Source organism: Rhizobium sp. 9140 (assembly GCF_900067135.1).
In the GTDB taxonomy this organism is placed as follows: Bacteria; Pseudomonadota; Alphaproteobacteria; order Rhizobiales; family Rhizobiaceae; genus Ferranicluibacter.
The window spans coordinates 3,130,364-3,154,049 of the sequence record NZ_FJUR01000001.1 but is presented as its reverse complement, the minus strand read 5'-3'; the positions used below and the strand labels follow the sequence as shown (position 1 = coordinate 3,154,049).

The 23,686-nt window shown below is 62.7% G+C and carries 27 protein-coding genes and 1 pseudogene; 15 read left to right on the top strand and 13 right to left on the bottom strand.

The genetic code is table 11. The features are described 5' to 3' along the window. The first annotated feature begins 3 nt into the window (after positions 1-3). On the top strand, positions 4-693 hold the full coding sequence (locus GA0004734_RS14820) for an HAD family hydrolase (RefSeq protein ID WP_092934890.1): 690 nt from the start codon (positions 4-6) through the stop codon (positions 691-693). A gap of 115 nt (positions 694-808) precedes the next feature. Beyond that, positions 809-2,386, top strand: coding sequence for an FGGY-family carbohydrate kinase (locus GA0004734_RS14815; protein ID WP_092934888.1), 1,578 nt, complete (start codon positions 809-811; stop codon positions 2,384-2,386). A 306-nt stretch (positions 2,387-2,692) separates the two neighbouring features. On the opposite strand, the gene GA0004734_RS14810 is transcribed toward GA0004734_RS14815, so the two are convergent. Together GA0004734_RS14810 and GA0004734_RS14805 are read right to left on the bottom strand one after the other, a co-directional pair. Next, positions 2,693-3,724, bottom strand: a complete 1,032-nt coding sequence (locus tag GA0004734_RS14810) for a sensor histidine kinase (RefSeq protein ID WP_245292431.1) — start codon at positions 3,722-3,724, stop codon at positions 2,693-2,695. Positions 3,725-3,905: 181 nt separating this feature from the next. Continuing rightward, positions 3,906-4,697 (bottom strand): annotated as a pseudogene (locus GA0004734_RS14805) (response regulator); the annotation flags it as partial. 140 nt (positions 4,698-4,837) lie between these two features. On the opposite strand from GA0004734_RS14805, the gene GA0004734_RS14800 reads away from it, so the two are divergent. The 3 genes from GA0004734_RS14800 to GA0004734_RS14790 all read left to right on the top strand — a co-directional run bounded on the left by GA0004734_RS14800 (position 4,838) and on the right by GA0004734_RS14790 (position 7,260). Continuing rightward, the gene (locus GA0004734_RS14800; protein WP_092936330.1) at positions 4,838-5,032 is read left to right on the top strand and encodes a NepR family anti-sigma factor; all 195 of its coding nucleotides are present in this window, start codon (positions 4,838-4,840) and stop codon (positions 5,030-5,032) included. 8 nt (positions 5,033-5,040) lie between these two features. Then, a complete protein-coding gene (locus tag GA0004734_RS14795) occupies positions 5,041-5,595 on the top strand; it encodes an RNA polymerase sigma factor (protein ID WP_092936329.1) in 555 nt (184 codons plus the stop codon). 168 nt (positions 5,596-5,763) lie between these two features. After that, a complete protein-coding gene (locus tag GA0004734_RS14790) occupies positions 5,764-7,260 on the top strand; it encodes a sensor histidine kinase (RefSeq protein ID WP_092934884.1) in 1,497 nt (498 codons plus the stop codon). Between the two features lie 71 nt (positions 7,261-7,331). On the opposite strand, the gene GA0004734_RS14785 is transcribed toward GA0004734_RS14790, so the two are convergent. The 6 genes from GA0004734_RS14785 to GA0004734_RS14760 form a co-directional block, all read right to left on the bottom strand. Continuing rightward, positions 7,332-7,754: a phage holin family protein gene (locus GA0004734_RS14785; RefSeq protein ID WP_092934882.1), complete on the bottom strand. Its 423-nt coding sequence runs from the start codon at positions 7,752-7,754 to the stop codon at positions 7,332-7,334. 71 nt (positions 7,755-7,825) lie between these two features. After that, entirely contained in the window at positions 7,826-8,185 is a 360-nt protein-coding gene (locus GA0004734_RS14780) for a hypothetical protein (RefSeq protein ID WP_092934880.1), read from the bottom strand. A 251-nt stretch (positions 8,186-8,436) separates the two neighbouring features. Continuing rightward, positions 8,437-9,249 carry a heme ABC transporter ATP-binding protein gene (locus GA0004734_RS14775; protein WP_092934878.1) on the bottom strand — a complete coding sequence of 271 codons (813 nt, stop codon included), beginning with the start codon at positions 9,247-9,249 and terminating at the stop codon, positions 8,437-8,439. Between the two features lie 5 nt (positions 9,250-9,254). Then, a complete protein-coding gene (locus GA0004734_RS14770; protein ID WP_245292430.1) occupies positions 9,255-10,427 on the bottom strand; it encodes a FecCD family ABC transporter permease in 1,173 nt (390 codons plus the stop codon). Beyond that, positions 10,414-11,334 (bottom strand): heme/hemin ABC transporter substrate-binding protein, encoded by a 921-nt coding sequence (locus GA0004734_RS14765; RefSeq protein WP_245292429.1) that lies wholly within the window; start codon positions 11,332-11,334, stop codon positions 10,414-10,416. Before GA0004734_RS14765 ends, GA0004734_RS14770 begins: the two co-directional genes overlap by 14 nt. Before the next feature lie 11 nt (positions 11,335-11,345). Continuing rightward, complete coding sequence (locus tag GA0004734_RS14760) at positions 11,346-12,401, bottom strand: hemin-degrading factor (protein ID WP_092934874.1); 1,056 nt, start codon at positions 12,399-12,401, stop codon at positions 11,346-11,348. A 225-nt stretch (positions 12,402-12,626) separates the two neighbouring features. Between GA0004734_RS14760 and GA0004734_RS14755 the strand changes: the two genes are divergently transcribed. The 5 genes from GA0004734_RS14755 to GA0004734_RS14735 all read left to right on the top strand — a co-directional run bounded on the left by GA0004734_RS14755 (position 12,627) and on the right by GA0004734_RS14735 (position 15,123). Next, positions 12,627-13,022 carry a hypothetical protein gene (locus GA0004734_RS14755; protein WP_245292524.1) on the top strand — a complete coding sequence of 132 codons (396 nt, stop codon included), beginning with the start codon at positions 12,627-12,629 and terminating at the stop codon, positions 13,020-13,022. Between the two features lie 43 nt (positions 13,023-13,065). Beyond that, complete coding sequence (locus GA0004734_RS14750) at positions 13,066-13,995, top strand: TonB family protein (protein ID WP_092934870.1); 930 nt, start codon at positions 13,066-13,068, stop codon at positions 13,993-13,995. Between the two features lie 153 nt (positions 13,996-14,148). Next, positions 14,149-14,556, top strand: coding sequence for a DUF2325 domain-containing protein (locus GA0004734_RS14745; RefSeq protein ID WP_092934868.1), 408 nt, complete (start codon positions 14,149-14,151; stop codon positions 14,554-14,556). A 17-nt stretch (positions 14,557-14,573) separates the two neighbouring features. Next, on the top strand, positions 14,574-14,804 hold the full coding sequence (locus GA0004734_RS14740) for a hypothetical protein (protein ID WP_092934866.1): 231 nt from the start codon (positions 14,574-14,576) through the stop codon (positions 14,802-14,804). Positions 14,805-14,808: 4 nt separating this feature from the next. Next, on the top strand, positions 14,809-15,123 hold the full coding sequence (locus GA0004734_RS14735; RefSeq protein ID WP_092934864.1) for an antibiotic biosynthesis monooxygenase family protein: 315 nt from the start codon (positions 14,809-14,811) through the stop codon (positions 15,121-15,123). Positions 15,124-15,206: 83 nt separating this feature from the next. On the opposite strand, the gene GA0004734_RS14730 is transcribed toward GA0004734_RS14735, so the two are convergent. From GA0004734_RS14730 to GA0004734_RS14715, 4 genes are all read right to left on the bottom strand, one after another. Next, entirely contained in the window at positions 15,207-15,581 is a 375-nt protein-coding gene (locus GA0004734_RS14730) for a DUF423 domain-containing protein (protein WP_092934862.1), read from the bottom strand. Between the two features lie 3 nt (positions 15,582-15,584). Beyond that, on the bottom strand, positions 15,585-15,980 hold the full coding sequence (locus GA0004734_RS14725; protein ID WP_092936327.1) for a globin domain-containing protein: 396 nt from the start codon (positions 15,978-15,980) through the stop codon (positions 15,585-15,587). A gap of 341 nt (positions 15,981-16,321) precedes the next feature. Continuing rightward, the gene (locus tag GA0004734_RS14720; RefSeq protein ID WP_092934860.1) at positions 16,322-16,615 is read right to left on the bottom strand and encodes a type II toxin-antitoxin system RelE/ParE family toxin; all 294 of its coding nucleotides are present in this window, start codon (positions 16,613-16,615) and stop codon (positions 16,322-16,324) included. After that, positions 16,615-16,869 (bottom strand): type II toxin-antitoxin system ParD family antitoxin, encoded by a 255-nt coding sequence (locus GA0004734_RS14715; RefSeq protein ID WP_092934858.1) that lies wholly within the window; start codon positions 16,867-16,869, stop codon positions 16,615-16,617. The genes GA0004734_RS14720 and GA0004734_RS14715 overlap by 1 nt, the downstream gene beginning before the upstream one ends. Before the next feature lie 129 nt (positions 16,870-16,998). Here GA0004734_RS14715 and GA0004734_RS14710 point away from each other — a divergent pair, with 129 nt between their 5' ends. The 3 genes from GA0004734_RS14710 to GA0004734_RS14700 all read left to right on the top strand — a co-directional run bounded on the left by GA0004734_RS14710 (position 16,999) and on the right by GA0004734_RS14700 (position 19,304). Further along, a complete protein-coding gene (locus GA0004734_RS14710; protein WP_175386383.1) occupies positions 16,999-17,340 on the top strand; it encodes a DMT family transporter in 342 nt (113 codons plus the stop codon). Positions 17,341-17,466: 126 nt separating this feature from the next. After that, on the top strand, positions 17,467-18,252 hold the full coding sequence (locus tag GA0004734_RS14705) for a ThuA domain-containing protein (protein ID WP_092934856.1): 786 nt from the start codon (positions 17,467-17,469) through the stop codon (positions 18,250-18,252). An 8-nt stretch (positions 18,253-18,260) separates the two neighbouring features. Further along, on the top strand, positions 18,261-19,304 hold the full coding sequence (locus GA0004734_RS14700) for a Gfo/Idh/MocA family protein (protein WP_175386505.1): 1,044 nt from the start codon (positions 18,261-18,263) through the stop codon (positions 19,302-19,304). A 108-nt stretch (positions 19,305-19,412) separates the two neighbouring features. Here the strand turns inward: GA0004734_RS14700 and GA0004734_RS14695 are convergent, their stop codons facing one another. After that, positions 19,413-20,681: an alpha/beta hydrolase gene (locus tag GA0004734_RS14695; protein ID WP_175386503.1), complete on the bottom strand. Its 1,269-nt coding sequence runs from the start codon at positions 20,679-20,681 to the stop codon at positions 19,413-19,415. Positions 20,682-20,935: 254 nt separating this feature from the next. Here GA0004734_RS14695 and GA0004734_RS14690 point away from each other — a divergent pair, with 254 nt between their 5' ends. Further along, the gene (locus GA0004734_RS14690; RefSeq protein ID WP_092934850.1) at positions 20,936-21,997 is read left to right on the top strand and encodes a dipeptidase; all 1,062 of its coding nucleotides are present in this window, start codon (positions 20,936-20,938) and stop codon (positions 21,995-21,997) included. A 44-nt stretch (positions 21,998-22,041) separates the two neighbouring features. Beyond that, entirely contained in the window at positions 22,042-23,682 is a 1,641-nt protein-coding gene (locus GA0004734_RS14685) for an ABC transporter substrate-binding protein (protein ID WP_092934848.1), read from the top strand. Positions 23,683-23,686: the final 4 nt, after the last annotated feature.

Sequence of the window (23,686 nt, the reverse complement as noted above, 5' to 3'; positions counted from 1 at the left end):
ATCATGGCCGCACCCGAACTTGTCATCTTCGATTGCGATGGCGTGCTGGTCGACAGCGAGCCCTTGTCTCTCGATGTGCTGGTACGGGTGCTGCGCACCGCCGGTGTCGAGATGGATGCCGAGGAAGCCACCGAGCGGTTTCTCGGCAAGAGCCTGATGACGATGACGAAGATCCTGCATGACGACTTCGGGCTGCATGTGGACGAGCCGTTTCTGGAAGACATGCGGCGGGATCTTTACCAACGGTTCGAAACGGAACTGCAGCCGATTGCCGGGATCGCCGGTGTTCTCGACCATCTGGATGTGCCGCGCTGCGTCGCGTCGTCGAGCCAGATGGAGCGCATCCGCCTGTCGCTGACAATTACCGGGCTCATCGACCGGCTGGACCCGCATATCTTCAGCGCGACCATGGTCACCAACGGCAAGCCGGCCCCCGACCTCTTCCTGCATGCAGCGGGCGTTATGGGCGTGGCGCCGGAAAAATGCATCGTCATTGAGGATAGCCCGGCGGGAGTCGTGGCGGCGAAAGCTGCCGGCATGCGCGTCTTTGCCTTCACGGGCGCCTCGCATGCCCGCACCGAGCGGCATCTCGGCGCCATTCGTGCGCTTCAGCCGGATGCGGTGTTTGACGATATGCGCGAACTCATCCATCTTGTGGCCAAAGAACAAAAGCGGGATGGACACCCAGGCTGACGCACCGCATCGCTTCCAGCATCGACCTTGCGACACCGGCGAGCCTTCGGACAGCGCCGCGCGCCTGTTCGTTGTCCGGAGCCTGGCCGACCATGCGTGACATGACGGGTGCGACATGGGCGATCTGATCGTCGCAGTGGATATCGGCACGGGCAGCGCGCGGGCGGGGATCTTCGATGCCGCTGGTGGCCTTCTGGCGCGGGCGGACTATCCGATCCTCATGAACCGGCCGGAAGAAAACCACGCCGAGCACGATTCCGAAAATATCTGGTCGGCCGTCTGCATCGCCGTGAAGACGGCGCGTGCCAAGGCGGGCGTTCCGGCCGAAGCTATCGCCGCCATCGGTTTCGATGCGACATGCTCGCTTGTCGTGCGCGATCATAACGGCGCGCCGCTGTCGGTCAACCGCAAGGGCGATCCGCGCTGGGACACGATCGTCTGGCTGGACCATCGTGCGCTGGTGCAGGCGGATGCCTGCACGGCGACGGAGCATCCGGTGCTTCGTCACTCCGGCAGCGTCATGTCGCCGGAAATGCAGATGCCCAAACTCCTCTGGCTGAAGCAGACCTTGCCGGAGCAGTGGGAGCGGATCGGCTATCTCTTCGATCTCGCGGACTTCATGTCATGGCGGGCGACGGGCAGTACGATGCGATCGCGCTGCACGCTCACGGCGAAATGGAACTATCTCAGCCATGCCGGCGGCTGGCAGCGGGATTTTCTCGATGTGATCGGACTTCATGACCTTCTGGAGCGCGGAAGCCTTCAGGCCGATGCTTGCCCCGTCGGATCTGCAATCGGCGTGCTGACGGCGGAGGCTGCGGCTGATCTCGGGCTTCACGAGGCGTGCCGGGTCGCGACGGGAGTCATCGATGCCTATGCCGGCGCTATCGGCGTGCTGGGTCAGTTCGCCAGCCGACCCGAGGTGCTGGAGCGGCAACTGGCGCTGATCGCGGGGACATCGAGTTGCGTCGTCGCGTTCTCCCGCGAGATGCGCCCCGGCTTCGGCATGTGGGGACCCTACTACGAGGCCTGTTTTCCCGGACAATGGCTGATCGAAGGGGGACAGTCGGCGACCGGGGCTCTGCTCGACCATGTGGTGCGCAGCCACAGTGCCGGCGGCGAGCCGGACGCGGAAATCCATGCGCGGATCGTGCTGCGCGTTCAGGAACTGCGCGCGGCTTACGGCACGGACTTCGCCGCGCGGCTGCACGTGCTGCCGGATTTCCATGGAAACCGCTCGCCGCTTGCCGATCCGCATGCGCGCGGCGTCATCTCAGGTCTGACGCTCGACAGTTCTTTCGACGCACTTTGCCGGCTCTACTGGCGAACCTGCGTCGCCATCGCGCTCGGCGTGCGGCATATCCTCGCGATGATGAAGGATGCCGGCTATCACGTGGATACGCTGCATGTGACAGGCGGCCATGTGCGCAACCCGCTGCTGATGGACCTGTACAGCGATGCGACGGGCTGCCGTGTCGTGGTGCCGGAAACCACGGATGCGGTACTGCTGGGAACAGCGATGGTCGCTTCCGTTGCCGGTGGTGTTCATGCCGATCTGGCGGCCGCCGGCGCAGCGATGAGCCCGGGCGGCTTCGCACGCCAGCCCGACCCCGCGATGCAGGCTGTCTACGACCGCGACTATGAAAAATTCCTCAGCCTGTACCGTCACCGGGCAGAGCTCGAGGCTGACTGAAAGCCTGACCCCCGCCTGTTTCTCGGCGCGTCAGAAAATTTTGAAAAAAGATATGGAGCCCGGGAACCAATGCTTGGCCGGCGTGTTTACTGAATGTCCGGACCATGGCTCTCATCGCCCCCAATGAGAGCCACCCAAGAATATCCGGCTTCCGACTCACATGCCCCCTCGGTGAGTTGTCGAATACAGCCAGTGCCTCCCCCCGGCACTGGCTGTTTCTTTTTCAGCTTCAGAAAAAATCACACGATTGCGCCGCACTGTCCGCAAAAGTGCGCTCATAATATCCAGATCGCATGAAGGCCTCGTCTAGTCCTCGACGGGGGTGAGGATCTCGTATTCGTGCGCGGGAATCGTCAGATGGTATTCGATCCGATCGGCAGAGGTGACGTAGAGGGCCTTTCCGGCCACGGCGATGGGCACGACGCGTTCAAGCACGGTCCGGGCGAAGCTCGGCTCGTCGTGGTCGCGCGTGTGGTCCGCCTCTGGAAGATGTTCGATCCAGGCGAGCTCAAGGGCGCGTTTGTCATTGAAGACCGTCTCGAAGCAGTCGAGCGTCAGCGAATTCACGCCGGCGGCGATGGCGCCGTGGGAGGCGGAATTGACGATAAGTTCATGCAACGCGAGACCGATGTGGAGCGCGGCATTCGGTGAAAGATGCGCATTGATGCCTGTGGCGACAATCGGCATGCGGGGTTCCGACCAATAGGCAGCGAACTGTTTTTCGGCCAGCGCGAACAGGAACGCTCCCCGCCAGCTGGAATCTGTCACCAGATCCTGCGAATAGGCCAGCGACTGGATGCGTCCGCGGAACTTGACCATGAAACTCTCAAGCGACAGGGCCTGACGCGCCGTCTGGGTCGCGATACCCTGGATGATGGCGAGCAGGTTCTTGGAGCGGTGGCTGAGTTCCCGAAGGAGGGTCTTCAGGACACGTTCCCGGTGACGCGTCTCCGAAATATCGGTGATGACCGAGAGAATGCCATCCGTGCCGTGTGTGGTAATCCGCTCTAGGTCAATCCTGAAGGTCATGAGGCCTGCGGAGGAGGGAAGTTCGACCTCCATGCAGTCGGCTTCCGCTGTGTCGTAAACGGCTTTCTTCATGGCTAGCAGCCGGTTGCCGTCCTCATCGCCGAGAACGCCGATGTCGCCATTTTCGAAGAGAAAGCCGCTCAGGCGGTCGGGCAGGTTGCCGGAGAGAAGAATGTCGAGAGCTTCGGACTGGAAGATGTAACCTGCGCCGGTTTTCTTCACGACGCGGTCCAGCAGTCCGATACTCTCTCCAGCTTCGGCGGCGTTCATCTTGCCGGCTGGAGATGTTGAACTGCTTGCGCTGGTCACGCGGGATGCCTCTTCATTCACTACAATACGGGGCGGCTGACGCGTTAACGAGGCAAAGCCGGGTCCGTTCCATCATTGTTATGATGTTGCGACGATGCCGGCTTGATCGACCGATGAGAAAAGCCGCGCCCGGAAAGGCGCGGCTCGAAGAGGCGGTGCAGGCATGTGCTGCGAATCCCCAGGCAGCCGCCTGGGTCGATTCGTTGAAGAACAGGGCCTGACTGATCAGCGCCTTGACCATGTCGGGATTGAACGGCTTCGTCACGAGGAAGGTCGGTTCGGGACGCTCGCCTGTCAGCAGACGTTCCGGGAAGGCGGTGATGAAGATGACGGGAATGGCTGCGCTGCGCAGGATCTCGTTCACCGCATCGATGCCCGAGCTGCCATCGGCCAGCTGGATGTCGGCGAGCACCATGCTCGGCTGCGTCGCGTTGAAAAGAGCGACCGCCTCGTCGCGCGTGCGCGCGATGCCCGTGACGCGGTGGCCGAGGCTTTCGACCATCTGCTCGATATCGATCGCGATCAGCGGTTCGTCTTCGATGATCATGATGTCGGTCGCCACCTGACGGGAGATTTCCTCGGACGCCCGCTCGATCAGTTGCGCCATGCCGCTTTCCGACGTACCGAGAACTTCAGCGGCTTCGCTGGTGCGGAAGCCCTCGACGGACACCAGCAGGAAAGCCTGACGGGCGAGGGGAGACACGGATGCCAGATTGATGGAGGCGCGTTTCTCCCATGCGAAGGGCGATACCGGCTCCGGAATGAGGACCGAAGAGGATCCGAACAGCTTGGTGTAAAGCTGAAACAGCGCGACGCGGTCGCTGCTCGCTTCCGGGAAAATCGACATATCCGAGATCAGCGCTTCCAGAACGGCGGCGACATAGGCATCGCCCGAGGTCTGGGACCCCGTCAGGGCGCGGGAATACCGGCGCAGATAGGGCAGGAACGGAGCGATCCGGGTGGACAATGACATTCAAAAACTCCCTCAATCCGGCCGAAATCTTGGCCATGACAGTTATGGGAACGTTGATCCAAAAAAAAGGTTCCGTTACGGGAACAAATTTTTCCGTCATGCATTTAGGGTGCGATCACCACGCGAGGTATTTCGTATTCATGACCGATAAAACTGGGGCAAGTTCCGGAGCCGGCGAGCCGGTCCGGTCCGATAATCCACATGCGCAGATCGCGACGAAGTTACGCGCGCTATATGTTTCCGTACAGGAAGAAGCCATTCCCGATCGTTTTCTGGATCTCCTCGAGCAACTCGACGCAGTCGAGCGTCGTCACGTTCCGGATGGTGCGAAATGAGTACGAAGATGCCGGCTGAAGAACCCAGCTTCAAGCGCGAAATGCTGGCCGCCCTGCCGAGCCTGCGCGCTTTTGCCATGTCCCTGATCGGTCGTCACGATCGCGCCGACGATCTGGTGCAGGACACGATCATGAAGGCCTGGGCCAAACAGGATCACTTCGAGATGGGCACCAACATGAAGGCTTGGCTGTTCACGATCCTGCGCAACGAGCTTTACAGCCAGATGCGCAAGCGCGGCCGCGAGGTGCAGGACAGCGACGGTTTCTTCACGGAGTCGCTCGCCCAGCATCCGTCGCAATACGGTTCGCTGGACCTGCAGGATTTCAAGCGCGCGCTGAATATGCTGCCGCCGGACCAGCGTGAAGCTATCATTCTCGTCGGCGCCTCTGGCTTTTCCTACGAGGAAGCCGCGGAGATCTGCGGTTGCGCTCTCGGCACCATCAAGAGCCGCGTGAACCGTGCCCGCCAGCGCCTGTCGGATATTCTGCAGGTGACGGGCGAGAACGAATATGGGCCGGATGCGACATCTGCGCCGCTGACGTCCCGCGCCTTCGTTTCCTGAGCCTAACTGACCACCCAATATCTGTCGGCGCGTTTTCGGACGCGCCGATTTTTTAACCTTGCGCCTTTCACCATTGCTGTCGCGCGCAGGATCATGCAGATTCCGGTCGAACCGATTCAACTCCGCGGACCATCCATTCGGTCCTGGGGATGCCGCAGGCGAGTATTGATGACTGAGACGAAACCGGATTTGCTGCCAGATATCCCTGCGATCATTCTGGATCAGGGCAGGCTTGCTGCCCTGCGGTCGCTTCAACCGGGACGTCTCGGTATGTCGGCCGAATTCCAGGAAGTCGTGGAGGTTGCCGCCGGCATCTTCGACGCACCCGTGGCGCTCCTGACCCTCATCGACGACCGGCGCGAATGGGTGATCGCCCGTGTCGGCACCGACCTTTCCGAGATTGACGCCTTCACCTGTTTCGGCGCGCATGCAGTGGCGACCCATCCGCCTGCACCTTTTGTCGTGCGGGATGCGGCCAGCGATCCCCGGTTTGCCACACAGCCCTGCGTTGCGGATGGGGTGCGCTTTTATGCCGGTGCGCCGCTGCTGGTCGAGGGGCATGCTGTGGGCATGGTCTGCGTCATCGACCGGGTGCCGCGCCTCGACGTGCCGGCGGCGCTGACGGCGCAGTTGCAGCGTCTGGCGCGGATCGCATCGCGCCTGATGAGTTTCAAGGAGGATGCGCGCGCTCGCGCTGCGCGTGCCGAGGTACTCTCGCGCGACGAGAAGCGGCATGCGCAAGCGCTGGAGGCTGCGAATGTCGGCAGCTGGCTCTGGGATGCGGAGACGGGACAGGTGACCTGCAATGCGGCGATGTCGCGGATGTTCGGCGTGACCGCGACGACGATGAGCGCGCGCGACATCATCGGTTTTATTCACCCGGAAGATCGGGCCGGAATGCTGGACAATCTGCGCGCGGCGATGACCGAAGATGCGGAATATGCCAGCACGTTTCGCATCGAGACGACGGGCCGCTGGGTGCTGGGGCGTGGGCGGGTGCACGAGCGCGACGCCTTGGGCAAGCCGAAGAGCTTTCTCGGCGTCAATATCGACGTGACGGCCGAACAGTCCACGACGCAGCGCACGCGTCTGCTTCTGCGGGAGCTCAATCACCGGGTCAAGAACACGCTGGCCATGCTCCAGTCGCTGGCCCGACAGACCCTGCGGCAGACGAGCGATCCGCAGGAGTTCATGACGGCCTTCGCCGGACGCCTTCAGGCGATCTCCGAGGCCCATGGTCTGCTCTCCGACCACGAATGGGGCGAGATCCGGTTGTCGGCCCTGCTCAAGAAGCAGCTGTCTCCGCATGTGCGCGACTACGAGGCACAGATCGAAATCCATAAGGACGAGATCCTTCTCGGCCCCGATCAGGCTGTCGGCCTTGGCCTCGTTTTGCACGAACTGGCGACGAATGCCTATAAATACGGTGCTCTTTCGGTGGCAGACGGGCGTATTGTCATTACGGCGCGCGGTCATCAGGAAGAGACGGGGCGTATCCTTAACCTGACCTGGACGGAAGTCGGTGGCCCCGCGGTGAAGCAGCCCGGCCGGCGCGGCTTTGGGTCCATTCTGATCGAGCGGAGCCTCGACAAGGTCATGGGCAGTTCTGTGAAAGTGGAATATCTCGCTGCGGGTGTCACGGCCCTCGTGCGGCTTCCCCTATAAGGCAGGGACCCTGCTCCAGACGTCGAAAAAGGCCCGGAAGGGCCTTTTTGATGTTCGCATATGAAACGGTATCAGTCGTCATGGCGTCCGCGTGTGACGCCGAGAAGCGCACCGACGGCCATGGCGACGCCTGCGGCGACCAGCGGCTTGCGGCGAAAGACGGTCAGAGCCGTGGTGATGGCAACGTTGGTCTTCAGCTGCGACTGGCGGCGGCGCTCGGCGGCGCGACGCTTTTCGGCAGAGGTCATGGCCGACATGACGATGAAGAGAACGACGGCGATGGCAATGAAGACGCCGCCCATGATGAGCGTTGCCGGGATCATGCCATAGGCGTTGGAAAGCGCGATGGTGCCGGCGACAAGCAGGAAAACATAGGCGGTCAGAAAGAAGACGCCAGCAATCGCCATGAAGATGGCGTTGCGTTTGGTCCGTGCGACGACCGTTGAAATATCAGTGAGTACGACGCCTGACAGTAATGCCGCCAAAGACCCCATGCAGATTCTCCCTCAAACCCTGAAAAGCCGCCCCTCTAGGAGGGACGGCATCCTTAACCTAAGACGGTGCCTTAGCGGCGCGACAACGCGATGAAAGCAATGCCAATCGCGGCAATGGCGCCGACGGTGGCGAGGGGATGTTCGCGGACGGTGTGGCGGACCTGGCGCTCCGTGGACGCGTAACGGTTACGGAGGTCGGAGAGCAGTTGTTCTGCACCGTCCATCATATCGGAAAGACCGGTCTCGGCCTGGCCACGAACGTCGCTGGCGCGCGATGAGAGCATGTGGCTCGCCTTGTTGCCGCGCTTCGACACGAGACTGGCGAGCGAAGCGATGTCGCTGCGCAAATCGCTCAACTGGTCCTCAATGGCGCTACCCATCAGATGATGGCGCTTGCGGCTGGACGAGCTGGAAAACAGACCGAGAGACATGATTTACTCCTTGTTGCCGCGGGTTCTACGACGTCGGTCGGAACAGCCCGACCTTGTGCACCGCAAACGCGGCGAGCGGTCTTTTGTTCCCGGCAGGGCCATTCTCGAGCGCAGTTTGGCGGGATCGAACCGTGGAGGAGGGGGTCCAAAGCATGTCGCGCAAACGTGTGCAGCGGTTTTGCGGGGGACGACATGCGGTAAAACAAGGACCCAAAACCTGTTGCGTGAATCCTTTTTCACGCAACAGGCTGTTAGAGGGCTGTGGTTTGCGGCAGGACGAAGGGCATGCCGGCCGGCGGCAGGGCGCTAACACGCATCGGGCAGCCGAAAACGGTTTCCATCATCTCGTCCGTCATGATCGCGGCGGGAGCGCCGGCTGTCACCACGCGCCCATCCTTCATCATGACGAGGTGATCCGCGAACATCGCCGTCAGGTTGAGATCGTGCATGATGGCGACCACCCCGCCGCCGCGCCGGCAATAGTCGGCGGCCAGCCGCATGATGGTCAGCTGGTGGCGGATATCGAGGCTGGAGACGGGCTCGTCGAGAAGCAGGAAGGCCGGGCGACCGTCCCGTACCGGTTCCCAAATCTGGCTGAGCGCGCGGGCAAGCTGCACGCGCTGCTGCTCGCCGCCGGACAGTTCCTGATAGAACCGGCCGGCAAAACCGCCGAGATCGACGGCTTCGAGAGCATCCTGCGTAATGCGATCCACGAGACCTGGATCGGCCGGCGTGCCGTTCGCACGTGTCGTGGACGCGCCGACGGTGAGGCCCATGCGGACGATCTCGCGAACCGTGAAGGGAAAGGAGATGATGCTGGCCTGCGGGAGAACGGCGCGACGGGTGGCCAGCTGCCACGGCTTCAGGCTGCGGATGTCGTCGCCGCCGATCAGGACGCGGCCGTCGCAGGCGATCTCGCCGGCCAGCGCCTTCATCGTCGTCGTCTTGCCTGAGCCGTTGGGGCCGACAATTGCGGTCAGCTCGCCTGCCCGGGCGGTGAGGCAGACATCATGAAGGACGGCCTTGCTGCCAAGGCGAACATTTACGTCGAGCGCTTCGATCATTGACGTCACAAGCCCATCTGCGTGCGGCCGCGCAGCAGGATCCAGAGGAAGAACGGTGCGCCGGCAAAAGCTGTAATGATGCCGATCGGCAGTTCGGCCGGCGGCACGATGGTGCGCGCAACCATGTCGGCGACGATCAGCAGCGTGCCGCCGAGGAGGGCGGAGGCCGGCAGGAGATAGCGATTGTCGGGGCCGATCAGCAGGCGCAGCACATGCGGCACGACGATGCCGACAAAGCCGATGCCGCCGCTGACCGCGACGGCCGCACCCGTGGATGCGGCGACGGTGACCACGGCCACCGTCTTCAGGCGCTGGACCGGAACGCCCATGTGGAAGGCCGCGGCTTCCCCCAACGTCAGGGCGTTGAGGCCACGCGCAAGAAACGGCACGACGGCGAGCGAGAGCAGGATAATAGGGGCTGCACCGGCGATCTTCGCCCAGCTGGCGCCGGCGAGCGAGCCGAGGCCCCAGAAGGTGAGATCGCGCAACTGCTTGTCGTCGGCGACGAAGATGAGCACGCCCGTGACGGCGCCGGCAAGCGCTGCGAGCGCGACGCCGGCGAGCAGCATTGTGGCGACCGAGGTCTGCCCGCCCCGCGTCGCGATCCGGTAGAGGAGGAAGGTCGTCAGCAGGGCGCCGAGGAAGGCCGCGACCGGAAGCGCATAGAGCCCGACCAGCGCGAAGAGCGGACCGAAGACGGACGCGCCGAGCACGATGGTGAGCACGGCCCCGAGACCCGCACCGGCGGAAACGCCGACCAGGCCGGGATCGGCCAGAGGATTGCGAAACAGGCCCTGCATGACGGCGCCGGAGACGGCAAGCGCCGCCCCTACCAGCAGGCCGAGGACGGCGCGGGGCAGGCGGATGTCGAGGATGATGATGCGGTCGCGCAGGCTGAGCGCGGCGTCCGCGGTTTCCGTGCCGGTCAGCCAGCGCAGCAGATTGCCGATCGAGGCATCGGCGGCACCGGTCATGACCGAAGCGCCGAAGGCGAGAATGGTGATGCCGAGGAGAACCACGATCAGGAGACGGGCAAGGCGCGAGCGATCGCCCGCAGCCCAGTCCGCGCGGATGCCGGCAAGTGGCGAGAGACGCGGCACAGGGTGCGTTTGCCGATGCTGCGCCTGCTGGGGTTCAGGGGCCATGAATTCGCCCGTGATGGCCTTACTGGGATGCATTCGCTTTTCCGTAGATCGCGCGGTTCAACTCCCGCACGGCGCTGGCGGTGCGAGGGCCGAAACCGAGCAAATGGAGACCGTCCATGCGGATAACGCTCTTGCTGGTGGCGGCGGGCGTGAGCGCAAGGGCCGGCTGCTTGAAGACCTCCTCGTCGGAGGCGCTGTGCGATCCGCCGCGCGTCATCATCAGCACCAGATCGGGCTTCGCCTCGATGATCGCCTCGTCGGTGACAGGCTTGTAGCCCGTGAAGGTGTCCGTCGCGTTGATGGCGCCCGAGAGTTTGACGATGGCATCGGCCGCCGTACCCTTGCCCGCAGCCATGATCTTGCCGCCCTGCATGCTGAGGATGAACAGCACCCGTTTGCGCTCGGCGTCCGGACGCGCATCGGCGGCGGCCACGGCGGCATCGAGGTCGGCCTTGACCGTTGCGGCCAGCGCGCTCGCCTTGTCCTCCACGCCGAGGACGGTGCCGACGCGCTCGATCTTGGCGACGATGCCGGCACCGTCATAGCGTTCCGGTACGGTCTCCATGGGGATGGCGGCGTTCTTCAGGACGGCGAGCGTCTCGGGCGGGCCACTGCCTTCGACGGCCAGGATGGCGGTCGGGTTCGTCGCCATGATGCCTTCCGGCGAGAGCTGGCGCATGTAGCCGACATCGGGAACCTTCGTTGCCGCTTCGGGATAGATGCTGGTGGAGTCGCGTCCGACCAGTCGTTTCTCCTCGCCAAGCGCATAAATGATCTCCGTCACATCGCCGCCGACGGAAACGAGACGGGAGGTGTCGATGGGCTTGGCCTCCTGCGCCACGGCCGGTGTGACTGCGGCCAGAGGGGCTGCGAGGATGAGGAGAGCGAGACTGAGAGGCGCAAGATTGGCGCGCAGCCGGCGGTCGAGACGCAGGGTCATGAGACGGTCCTTCAGGCAGCGACGGTGAGATCGAGGCGCGGCAGAGCCTCCATGATGGAACGCCATTCCTCGCGTTCGGCGACGCCTTCCTTGCGCTTGCCGAAAAACTGGATGACCATTTCGCCGCGGGCGTCCAGCGCCTCCAGCGAGGTCACATGGCCATCGGCCGTCGGCTTGCGCACCGCCCAGATCTCGGCGAGCTGGTCCGTGCGCAGGTGCAGGTGGAAGGTCGGGTCCATGATATTGAGCCAGGGACCCATGGTCTTGATATTCTCGACCGGGCCGGAATGGATCTGGATGATGCCCTGATTGCCGACGAAGCACATCAGCGGCAGGGCCACTGCTGCCGAGCCGCGCATCATCGCCTCGACGGCGCTGCCATCGAGCTGCCAGGCGTAATCTTCGCCGATCGCATGCAGGGCCGCACGGCGCTCGATCTTCAGCTTGCGGAGCAGGCCGTGGAACTGGTGCGTGTCCGTCATCCGGCTCCAGCCATCGCGCAGGCCTTCGAGATCCGGGGCTTCGGTCCCGGCGGCTGCGACAGGTGCCAGCGCTTCTGCCGTGAAGGTCTGGGACTGATCCTCTACCGCAAATTCCTTCACAAGGCGGTGATAGGCTTCGAGGTTGGAGTTCGGGCGCAGGTGCACCTTGTGGACGGCGGTGCCTTGGCGGTCGAAATATTGCAGGCTGCGGCGAACGTCCTCGCCATCCGTCTTGGTCACGGCGAAGGCATGTGCCCAGGCGCCCGGGAACACACGAAGGTCGATGTTCTCACCAAGCACGATAGACGCGCCCTTGCCGGTCTTCGGCGTTTCGAACAGGCCGATCTTCTCGTGAACGGTGCTTTCGTTGCGGGTGAGTGCCATCACTTCGCCAAGCTGCGGTGCGAACTCCAGCAGGCGGTTCGCGTCCGCATCGATCCGGATTGCCGTCAGCCCGCATTCGGCCGCAACGAGGGCCGCTTCCGAAATGCCGAGCTGTGCGGCGATCTCGCGCTCGCGCATTTTCGGGTGTTCAGCCCGGTAGGCGCGGATGTCGGCGGGAGAGGGGCGGTTCGGTTCGGTCATGATTCGCTGCCTGGTTCTGGTGGCTGTTTCGGTCAAAAGACGCCGCTTTTCGGGGTGATCCGCGCGCCTTCTATCTTGACTTCATAACTCATCTTTTAATATGGACGCAATATGCCAGCAACGTTCCCCAGGGGACGACGTGCCGGCCAGACCATCGTACCGGAGTTCCGCACCATGATCCGTCGTCCCTTGTCGTCCCTCGTTGCCCTTTCCGCGCTCGCGTTGATGACCTCGTTTGCGCCCGTCTCCGCACAGGGCACCGAAGCTGCCGCTGCCGGGCTTTCGGTCGAATTGAACGATGTTGCGACCTCCGAGCGCGGCTGCAAGCTGACCTTCGTGGCCGGCAACGATCTGACGCAGCCGCTCTCCAAGGTATCGTTCGAATTCGTGCTGTTCGACCAGAAGGGACGCGTCGAGCGCATGGCGGTGCTCGATTTTCGCGATCTGCCGGCGGGCAAGACGAAGGTTCGGCAGTTCGATCTGGCGGGAACGAAATGCGATGCGCTCGGCAGCCTGCTGATCAACGACGCTCCGGTCTGCACCGGCGAGGGCATCGACAAGAGTGCCTGCATGCAAGGTCTGCGGACCGGCTCCAAGTCGCCGGTGGAGTTGAAGGGCTGAGGCAGGAAGCGGGACGCGACGTCAGGAAGGATGGGAACACGCGATGAAGAAAGCGGCGAAATGGGCTCTGGCCCTGTCAGTCTCGGTAGCGGCGCATGCCGGTGCGGCGATCGCCTTCCTGCCGGATGCGCCGCCGCCGCCCTTTGCCGCGACGCAGGGCGGGGAAGAGATGGAGATCGCGCTTCTCGGTAACGCGTTCGAGGATACCGTCGAGTCCGGCACGATCTCCGACACGATCACCCCGATTGAGACGCCGCCCGACGAGGTCGCCGCGCTCGAACCGGAGATAACGGAGACCGAGAGCGAGACGCTGACGCCGACCGAGACGGTTTCCGAGGTGGTGCCGGAGACGGTTCCGACCGAGGCCGACGTCATCCTCCCCGCAGATGCCCTGCCGCCTGTCGTCGCCGAGGAGCCGGAGGTGGTCGCCTCGCTGCCGCCGGTGGCGACGGTCATTCCGGAGACGCGTCCCGAAACGCCGCCGGACGTGGCGGAGAAGCCACCGATACGCAAGCCTGCGCCTGTGAAGAAGGCCCAGGTCGAGAAGCCCAAGAAGAAGCCGGCGCCCATGAAATCCGGCAAGGAAGGCCAGTCGGAAGCTGCCGCCAACAAGGGTCGGGACGATGGCTCGAAACTGGCGACTGCCACCTCCTCTGGCAAGGGGACAAGAGCCAGTTCGGCTGGCAATGCGTCATTCTCGAACTTTGAGGGCAAGGTTCACACAGCGCTGAGGCGGGCCGTTCGCTATCCTTCCCGCGCCGAGAGCAACGGCGTGAAGGGAGTGGTTCAGTTGCAATTCGTGCTTGCCGCCAATGGAAGCGTGAGCGGCTTGAAGGTGCTAAGAAGCAGTGGATCGCCTGTGCTGGATTCGGCGGCACTCGATGCCGCACGCCGTATGCGGTCCCCCAAAATCCCGCCCGAATCCGGAAAATCGACTTGGCTTTTCAACGCTCCGATTTCGTTCACGCGCTGAGGCTTTACGCAGTCGACGCCGTTTGAAGTCGAGGATGTTAAAATATGACAAAAATAATCATGTTTTAACTTTACTCCTTTTATCAAGTTTACTAGGGTCGCTGTAGAAGAAGCGGCGCGAGACGTGCCTGCAGATGGAACGTGGAGATCCACCATGGGCGACAAGCGTCAGCAACAGCGGACAAAACAGAAGCGTTCTGCGACCACTACGGCACCTACAGCGCCGGCCGTGCAGGAAGCACTGAACGTCCGCAGCTTTCTCTACGTCGGCGGGCGGGATTGTCAGGTCGCGCATCTGCGGCAGATCGCCAGCAATTTCGGTGCGGAGCTGATCCATCACGATGGCGGCCTGCGCGAAGCCGTCTCCCGGATCGACAACGTCCTTCCCTCCGTCGATTGCGTCTTCTGCCCGATCGACTGTATCAGTCACGATGCCTGCCTGCGGGTGAAGACCGGCTGCAAGAAGTTCGGCAAGGCCTTCGTGCCGCTGCGCAACGGCAGCAAGTCCAGCCTCGAACGAGCGCTGCACGACCTGCAGGCGGCACGCTCGCGCGCGAACTGACGCGGGATGGATTTTCCATGCAGGACGTTACTTTCTTCGCTTTTCTGGGGCTTCAACCGGCCGAGACGCTTCTCGAAATCCGCGCCCTGAGCGAAGCGCCGATGGCGGGTGCCAACGTCGTTTCGTTCCTGCCGCGCCGGGTACGTTCCTGTCATCAGGGGGTTGCGTCCGGGCAATGCGGCGTTATCGTTCGCTTTCCACAGCGTGGAAAACCTGCTGCGCCGGAGACCATGACGAAGGAAATGTGAAGCGATGTATTTTGCCATGAACCGGTTCCGGATCGCGCTCGGCCATGAAGAGGCCTTCGAGGCGATCTGGAAGAATCGCGATTCCAGCCTTGCCGAGAACCCGGGCTTCAAGGACTTCCGGCTGCTTCGGGGCGAGACGGTGGCGGACGAGGGCTACACGGTGTTCGTCTCGTCTTCGATCTGGAACAGCCATGACGATTTCGTCGCCTGGACCAAGTCGGAGAATTTTCGCGCGGCCCACCGCAATGCCGGCGACAATCGCGCGATGTATATCGGTCCACCGAAGTTCGAGGGCTTTACCGTCGTAGACGGTGCTTGAAGCGCCTGCCGATCCGATTCCGCTTGTCGGGCCAAGATGTTGGCATCATTGGCCTTGCTCTGATGGCGAAGGCCGGTGTGTTTTCAGGCCCGCTTCGGCAGGATGGCGCTGAGGGCGATCAGAGCCCAACCCAGCATCATGAGCATGCCGCCGAGCGGCGCCGACATCGGGAAAAGCCCATGCCCGGCCACGTGCCGCAGCACGAGGTCGCCCGCGAAAATAGCTGTTCCCAGCGCCATGGCGGAGCCCGCGGCAGCGCCGAGGCGGAGGCGTGGCAGAAGACCGGCGAGCGCGAGGAGCGCCGGGGCGTGTGCGAGACACATCGCCGAGGCGCTGCCAAGAAGGCGGGCATCCGTGCCATGCGAGGCCGCGGCGGCAAGCGCCACCCCGGAGAGGCCGAGAAGGCCGGCCGCGGCAAGGAACACGGCCGGAAAAGGGAATTGCAGGCGCTCGGCCATCTCTCAGCCCTCCCGATTGTGCATGTGATGGGCGAGGCGCGTGACCGGCTCCAGAATGATCTTGCGGAACTCGGGGTGATCGACGCTTTCCTCCAGCGCCGTCCGGAAGCAGAAGAGCCAGCCTTCGATTTCCTCCGGGCCGATGGAGGCCGCGAAGTGGCGACGGCGCAGCATCGGGTGACCGTGCTTGTCCGTGTAAAGCGGCGGCCCGCCGAGCCATCCCGTCAGGTAGTCAAAGAGCTTGGCCTCGCTGCCCGCGAGCGATGGCGGATGAACGGCGCGACAGGCGGCGGCTTCCGCCGCCGTATCCATGATCTCGTAGAACCGGCGTGTCAGGCTCCGCACGGTGGCGTCGCCGCCGATCGCGTCGTAGAGGGTGGTGGTACGGGCATCTTCCATGGCGGGCATTCCGGTCTCAGGCAGGGGCAGGCGCGTCTTCACATCTGCGATGAGCGTCTTAAACCCGATTTGCAGAGGGGAGAAGATTCTCCAGCCGATTCAATTGGTCGCTGCTTTGCGCTCTCATGGTGAATCGGGTGGTCGAGACACTGGTGCTCTTGATGGGATATGGACGATCGACCGAGAGAATTCTGCGTTCAAAGTTGCCGATCCTAAGCCGTTGAGATGTGGCAAGCATGTATTTTGAACGAGCGGGAACGCGTTCCCAATGCATAGTCAAAGGCATCGACAGCCTAACTTCGGGATCGTCCATGATGGGTCTGCGGCCATGCCGCGGAGTGTCAGAGGATCTCTCCGATCCAGTCCTCATGCCCGTGGCGAATACGGATCACGAGGATACTCCCGTCATCACCGACCCGATAGACGACGATATGAGCCTTGAAAGGATGAATCCTGACAGGCGGAAAAATTTCGTGGCGCTCACGCGCCATTCGAGGGTTCGAGGCTATGAGTTCGAGCACAGCAAAAAGCTCGTCGTGATATTGCCGGGCAACCAAGGAGCCGAAGACGCGGACACCTTGTTCTGCGATTGCGACGATATCCTCTTCCGCTTCGACAGAGAGGTTAAACGGCATCAATCGCGTCTGCTGGCGTCGTTGGCACGACGAACGGCTGTGGCAAACAAGTCGTCTTTCGATCGGGTCCCAACACCGCTCTCGATTCCGTCATCGACAAAGCGTTGCATTTCGGCAATTTTGTCCGTGCGCGTTTGATCCCTGCGGATAAGGTCTCGAACGTAATCACTTGCATTCGCATAACGACCGGTCTTGGCTTGCGCTTCGACCCACTCTTTCATCGGGTTCGGTAGAGACACATTCATCGTTGCCATTCGAGTCTCCTTCCCGTTCAGGATACGTCTCGGTGGCAAACTTTGTCAAACAAGCGGATGGTGAAAACGGTGGTCTTGACCGGGCATCCGGCGGAACCCAAGATCGACTTTCCCCGTACGGAGATCGCCTTGAGTCCCTTGATGCTCTACGCCGTTCTGATCGTCGCCATCGTCTTCGAGGTGCTCGGCACCTCGGCCATGCAGGCAGCCCAGCACTTCACGCGGCTCGGGCCGACGCTGGTAATGGTCGGTTGCTATGCGGTCGCCTTCTTCTGCCTCTCCTACACGCTGCGCGCCATTCCCGTCGGCATCGCCTATGCCATCTGGAGCGGCCTCGGCATCGTGCTGATTTCCGTGGTGGGCGTCGTCGCCTTCGGGCAGCGGCTCGACGTTCCCGCCGTGCTCGGGCTCGGCCTGATCATTTCCGGTGTGATTGTGATCAACATTTTTTCCAAATCGACCTTCCATTGATGGCAAGGTCGCCGGGCGGGGCTATGCACGTGCTGTGGATGGATCTCCAAGTGCGTCTCCGGAACCTTTTCGATCGTCGGGCCTTGCCCCCGCTGGGGCTGATTCAGTGTTTTGCAGGAGATGATTATGACCATTCGTGCCGTCGTCTGGGGCGAGAACATTCACGAGCATACGAATGCGATTGTCGGAGGCGTCTACCCCAACGGGATGCATACCGCGATCGCCGCCGGCCTCAACGAGCATCCGAACATCGAGGCGACGACAGCCACGTTGCAGGAGCCGGAACACGGCCTCTCCGAGGCGCGTCTTGCGAAGACCGACGTGCTTCTCTGGTGGGGGCACAAGGCGCATGGCGAGGTCGAGGACGAGATCGTCGAGCGCGTGGCGAAACGCGTCTGGGAAGGCATGGGCCTGATCGTGCTGCATTCGGGCCATTTCGCCAAGCCGTTCAAGCGACTGATGGGAACGCCCTGCGCGCTGAAATGGCGCGAGGCGGGCGAGCGGGAAAGGGTCTGGGTCGTCAATCCGCGCCACCCGATTGCCGAGGGTCTCGACGATCATTTCGTGCTCGAGAACGAGGAGATGTATGGCGAGCAGTTCTCCGTGCCGGAGCCGCTGGAAACGGTGTTCATTTCCTGGTTTGCCGGTGGGGAGGTGTTCCGCTCCGGCCTGACCTGGCGCCGCGGTGCCGGCAATATCTTCTACTTCCGTCCGGGACACGAGACCTACCCGACCTATTACGATGCCAATGTAAAGACGGTGCTGAAGAATGCCGTTCGCTGGGCCTATAACCCGCAGAGCGCGCTGACATCGATCTATGATGCCCCGAACGTGCCTGTCGAGCGGGCACTGGAGCCGATCCTGGAGCGCGGGCCGCGTCTGCATAAAGCCGGCGAAGAGGGCTACAAGTGATGCCGCCGATCCGGATCCTCATTCTCGGCACCGGCGGTATGGCAAACACCCATGCGATGAATTTCGAGACGATCTCGGATGCCGTGCTGGTCGCCGCCGTCGATGTGGACCATGCCCGGGTGCGGGCGTTCGCCCTGCGGCACGCTATCCCCACAACATTCACCTCGCTGGACGAGGCGATCGCCTGGGGGAAATTCGATGCCGTGGCGAACGTGACGCCGGACCGCGTGCACCATGCAACGACGCTGGCGCTGCTGGCAGCCGGCAAGCATGTGCTCTGCGAAAAGCCCTTGGCGGAAAACTTCGCCAAGGCCGACGAGATGGCGACGGCGGCGGAGAAGTCCGGCCTCGTGACGATGGTGAACCTGACCTACCGCAACGTTGCCGCGGTGCAGAAGGCGCGGCAGCTCGTCATTTCCGGCGAGATCGGGCAGGTGCGCCATATCGAGGCGTCCTACCTCCAGAGCTGGCTCGTCTCCAAGGCCTGGGGCGATTGGGCGACGGAGTCGCAATGGCTGTGGCGGCTTTCGACCAAGCACGGCTCGAACGGGGTTCTGGGCGATGTCGGCATCCACATCCTCGACTTCGTCGGCTATGGCGCGGCCACCGAGATCGATCACGTCTTTGCCCGGTTGAAGACGTTCGACAAGGCGCCGGGTAACCGGATCGGCGAGTATGACCTCGATGCGAACGACAGCTTCACCATGACGGCCGAGTTCACCAACGGCGCCATGGGCGTCATCCATGCCAGCCGCTGGGCCGTCGGTCACCTTAACGAGTTGCGCCTGCGGATGCATGGCGACAGGGGCGCGCTGGAGGTGGTCCATACCCCCGACGGCGCGACGTTGCGCGCCTGCCTAGGCGACGATGTGGAAAAGGGCATCTGGAAGGTCATCGACCCCGGCACCGTCTTCACCAACTACCAGCGCTTCATCGACGCCATCAAGGTCGGTAAGACCGCCGAACCCGGCTTCCGCCACGCCGCCGACCTGCAAAAGGTGCTGGATCTGGCGCTGGAGACGGAGCGGGAGAGGCGGGAGATGGCTGTTTGAGCGCAGCGTTTGGCCGGCGTTCGGTTGCAACGCTTTGACGGATGTGCGCAAAAAAGAATGTTGCCTCCGGCTCTAAGACCGGAGGCAACAGCTATCATATCCTACGGATCACTGCCCCGTTGCCGTTTCCAGCGTGCCGCCGACCGATCTTCCGAGCCGGTCCACCTGACCGCGGTAGTTCTCGCGGGTTTTCGGATCGAAGATCAGGATCGGCGTGCTGACCGCGATGCTGGCGGCGCTGCCCACCGTCTGCGCGGTGCCGAGCGCCACGGCGCCGACGCGTTCGCCGAGGCCGATATCGCTGTCGGTGACGGTTTGGCCGGCGATCAGGCGGTTGCCGAGCAGTTTCACCACTTCCGGGCTTTCGGCGAATTTACCGTGGTTGAGGCGGTCGCCGGTCTGAAGCGCGGTAAGATCAAGAACGGTGATGCCCGCCTTTTCCAGATTGGTGCGGTAGGGCTCCTGAGTCGGGTCGATCTGGCCGAGGCGTTCCACATTGCCGGAAATGCGGCGCGAGATGGAGAGCGCCCGGTCGTCCTGTGAGACGAAAAGGGTGAATTTTGGCTTGTTCGGCCCCATTGCCTCCCACTGCTTGCCGAACACATCGACGTCGAGATCGGGGGAGGCGAGGATGACGTTGTTGATCTTCGGCGCGACGCGTCCGTCGCGGATCGCCATCTGGCGCAGCGCCTCGACGGTAACCCAGGAGCCCATCGAATGCGCCATGATCGTCACGTCGGCGATGCGCGGGTCGTTCGCGGTGCGGCGCAGCAGGTCTTCCAGCGCGTCGCGGGAGTAGTTTGTGCTTTCCTTGTCGTAGTTGTAGTCGAAGATGCTGGCGCGTGACGGCCATGTGAAGATGATCGGCGCCACGTCGGCCCGGCTGTCGTGCACGATCTGCGCGAAGCGATAGACCGCATCCTCATAGCGATTGTTGAAGCCATGGACGAAGATCAGCACGCGGCGGCTCTTGGGCAGCGAGTCGCGCGTCCATGTCTCCACCTCCGCACGCTCGGCGAGCGGCGTCACCGAGACGGTCGAAAATTCCTTCGAGGGATCGGCCGGCAGCCGCTTCGGCCATTGGACTTGACCGATCTTGCGATTTTTATCCGGCGGGATGGAGACGACGATTTCGGCCGCCGAAAGCTCCGTGCCGCGCTCGCCGCCATAGAGAACGCCAGCCTGCTGCGAGGGTGCGCGGGTCGTCGCCACGAGCATATCGACTTCGGTTGCGCCAGGGGCGGTGCCGGAGGGGATGAGCACGCCGACGGGCCGGCCGGCGCAGGCCGACAGGCTGAGCGCCAGAGCGAGGAGGCCCGCAATGCGCAGGCTTCTGGAGAGGGACGGTGCCGGACGTCCTGTCCGCTGCTCTGTCATCATGACGGAACCCTTCATTTGTTCGTCCGAGACTTGCCAGATTTGACGGGCCACGGAAAACCGTTTCTTGGTCCATCACAAATTGCTGGGATACCGTCACCCGAATGCCACGCCGGCTCTCTCCCGTGCACTGCACATTTTGTTTGCAGTTCGCCGTTGCCAGCCCTTGCTGCATTGTCTAGCATTCATTTTGCCGACAGGCATCCAGCGCATCATGTGATAGTTAATGTCCTGTTTTAGAAGGTTTTTTGACAATGCAGGCAGTTTTCGACGGGCATAATGATGTGCTCTTGCGGCTCTGGAGCCACGCGAGGAGTGGGCAGGATCCCGTCGCGGAATTCCGGAATGGCACGCCTTCCGGGCATATCGACGGCCCGCGTGCAGCCAAGGGTGGTCTCGCAGGCGGTCTCTGCGCCATCTACATTCCCTCGGGCGACCTGATCCTCAAACAGCCGGATGCGAACGGACACTATGTGACACCGATGTCGGCGCCGCTGGAGCGCGCGCCGTCGCTGGAGATCGCCCTGCAATTTGCCGCCATCGCGCTGCGCCTCGATCAGGCCAAGGCCTGGCGGCTCTGCCGCACGACGGCAGAGATCCGCAAGGCGATGGCGGACGGTATTTTCGCGGCCGTGTTGCATATGGAAGGCTGCGAGGCGATCGATGCCGATCTCGCCGCACTCGAGACGTTCTACGCGGCCGGCCTGCGGTCGCTCGGTCCCGTCTGGAGCCGTCACAACATCTTTGGGCATGGCGTGCCGTTCGCCTATCCGATGGACCCGGACACCGGGCCTGGCCTGACGGATGCAGGGTTCGCGCTCGTGCGAGCCTGCAACCGGCTCGGCATCGCCATCGACCTCGCACATATCACCGAGAAGGGCTTCTGGGATGTCGCGAAAACGAGCACGGCGCCGCTGATCGCCAGCCACTCCAACGCCCATGCTCTGACGCCCGTTGCCCGGAACCTGACCGACAAACAGATGGACGCGATCCGTGAAAGCAGCGGACTGGCCGGCCTCAACTATGCCACCACCATGCTGCGCCCGGACGGGCAGGAAAATGCGGCGACGCCGCTCTCCGACATGGTGCGGCATGTGGACTATATGGTCGAGCGCATGGGAATCGACTGCGTCGCGCTCGGATCGGACTTCGACGGGGCAACGATTCCCGCCGAGATTTCGGATGCGGGTGGAAACCAGAACCTGATTGCCGCTCTGCGGAGCGCCGGCTATGGTGAGGACGATCTTACGAAACTCTGCCGGGAAAACTGGCTGCGTGTTCTGTCCAAGGTCTGGCACGAGACCGACCAGGGCTGACGATCAACGGCCGCAAAGGCCAGAATGATAAAGGGAACAGAGCGATGATGCATACTTTCGGCACAACGATGCGACGGTTGACGGCAGGGGCGGCGATCGCGCTCATCATGGCGGCAGCGGCACCCGCCTATGCCGCGACGCCCGCGGACACACTGGTTCAGGCCTGGGCCATCGACGACATCATCTCAATGGATCCGGGCGAGGCCTTCGAGATCTCGACGGCCGAAATCACCGCCAACACCTATAGCCTGCTCGTCCGGCTCGATCTTGCCGATACGTCCAAGGTCAAGGGCGATCTGGCCGAAAGCTGGACGGTGTCCGACGACGGGCTGACCTTCACCTTCAAGCTCAAGCCGGGCATGACCTTTGCCTCGGGCAACCCGATCACCGCCGAAGATGTGGCCTGGTCGATCGAGCGCGTCATCAAGATGGACAAGAGCCCGGCGTTCATTCTGACGCAGTTCGGCCTGAGCGGCGACAATGTGACCGAGAAAGCGAAGGCCGTGGATGCCACCACCTTCACGCTGACGGTCGACAAGCCCTATGCTCCGAGCTTCGTGCTGAACTGCCTGACGGCCACCGTCGGCTCGATCGTCGATAAGAAGCTCGTGATGGAGCATGTCGCACCGGTCGAAAAGACTGCCGAGAACAAGTACGACAACGATTTCGGCAATGCCTGGCTGAAGACGAACTTCGCCGGCTCCGGCCCCTTCAAGCTGCGCGAATGGCGCGCCAACGAAGTCGTCGTGCTGGAGCGCAACGACACATATTTCGGCGAGAAGCCGAAGCTTGCCCGCGTTATCTATCGCCATCTCAAGGAAAGCTCGGGCCAGCGCCTGGCACTTGAGAACGGCGATATCGACATCGCCCGCAACCTCGAGCCGAACGATCTTGAATCGACCGCCGGCAAGGACGGCATCGTGCAGACCAGCGCGCCCAAGGGCACGGTGTTTTATTTCAGCCTCAACCAGAAGAACCCCAACCTTGCCAAGCCGGAGGTGATCGAAGCCTTCAAGTATCTGGTCGATTATGACGCGATCGGCTCCACGCTGATCAAAGGTGTCGGCGAAGTGCACCAGACGTTCCTGCCAAAGGGCGTCCTCGGCGAACTGGACGAGAAGCCCTTCAAGTTTGACGTTGCCAAGGCCAAGGAGTTGCTGACCAAGGCCGGTCTGGCGGACGGCTTTACCGTGACCATGGACGTGCGCAGCAACCAGCCGACCACGGGTATTGCGGAGTCGATCCAGCAGACGGCAGCGCAGGCCGGCATCAAGATCGACATCATTCCTGGTGACGGCAAGCAGACGATCACCAAGTTCCGTGCCCGTACGCACGACATTTACATCGGTGTCTGGGGCCAGGACTATTTCGATCCGAATTCGAATGCCGAGACCTTCACTATCAACTACGACAACGCCGATGACGGCAAGAACAAGACACTCGCATGGCGCAATGCCTGGGACGTTCCGGACCTGACGGAACAGACCAAGGCCGCCCTTCTCGAGAAGGATCCGACGAAGCGTGCCGACATCTACAAGGGCCTGCAGAAGGCCGTTCTCGATCGCGGTCCGTTCGTCGTGATCTATCAGCAGACCGAAGTGGCGGGCGTGCGCAATGACGTGCAGAACTTCAAGCTCGGCCCGAGCTTCGACACGACCTTCCTCGGTGGCGTCACCAAGGAATAGGCCG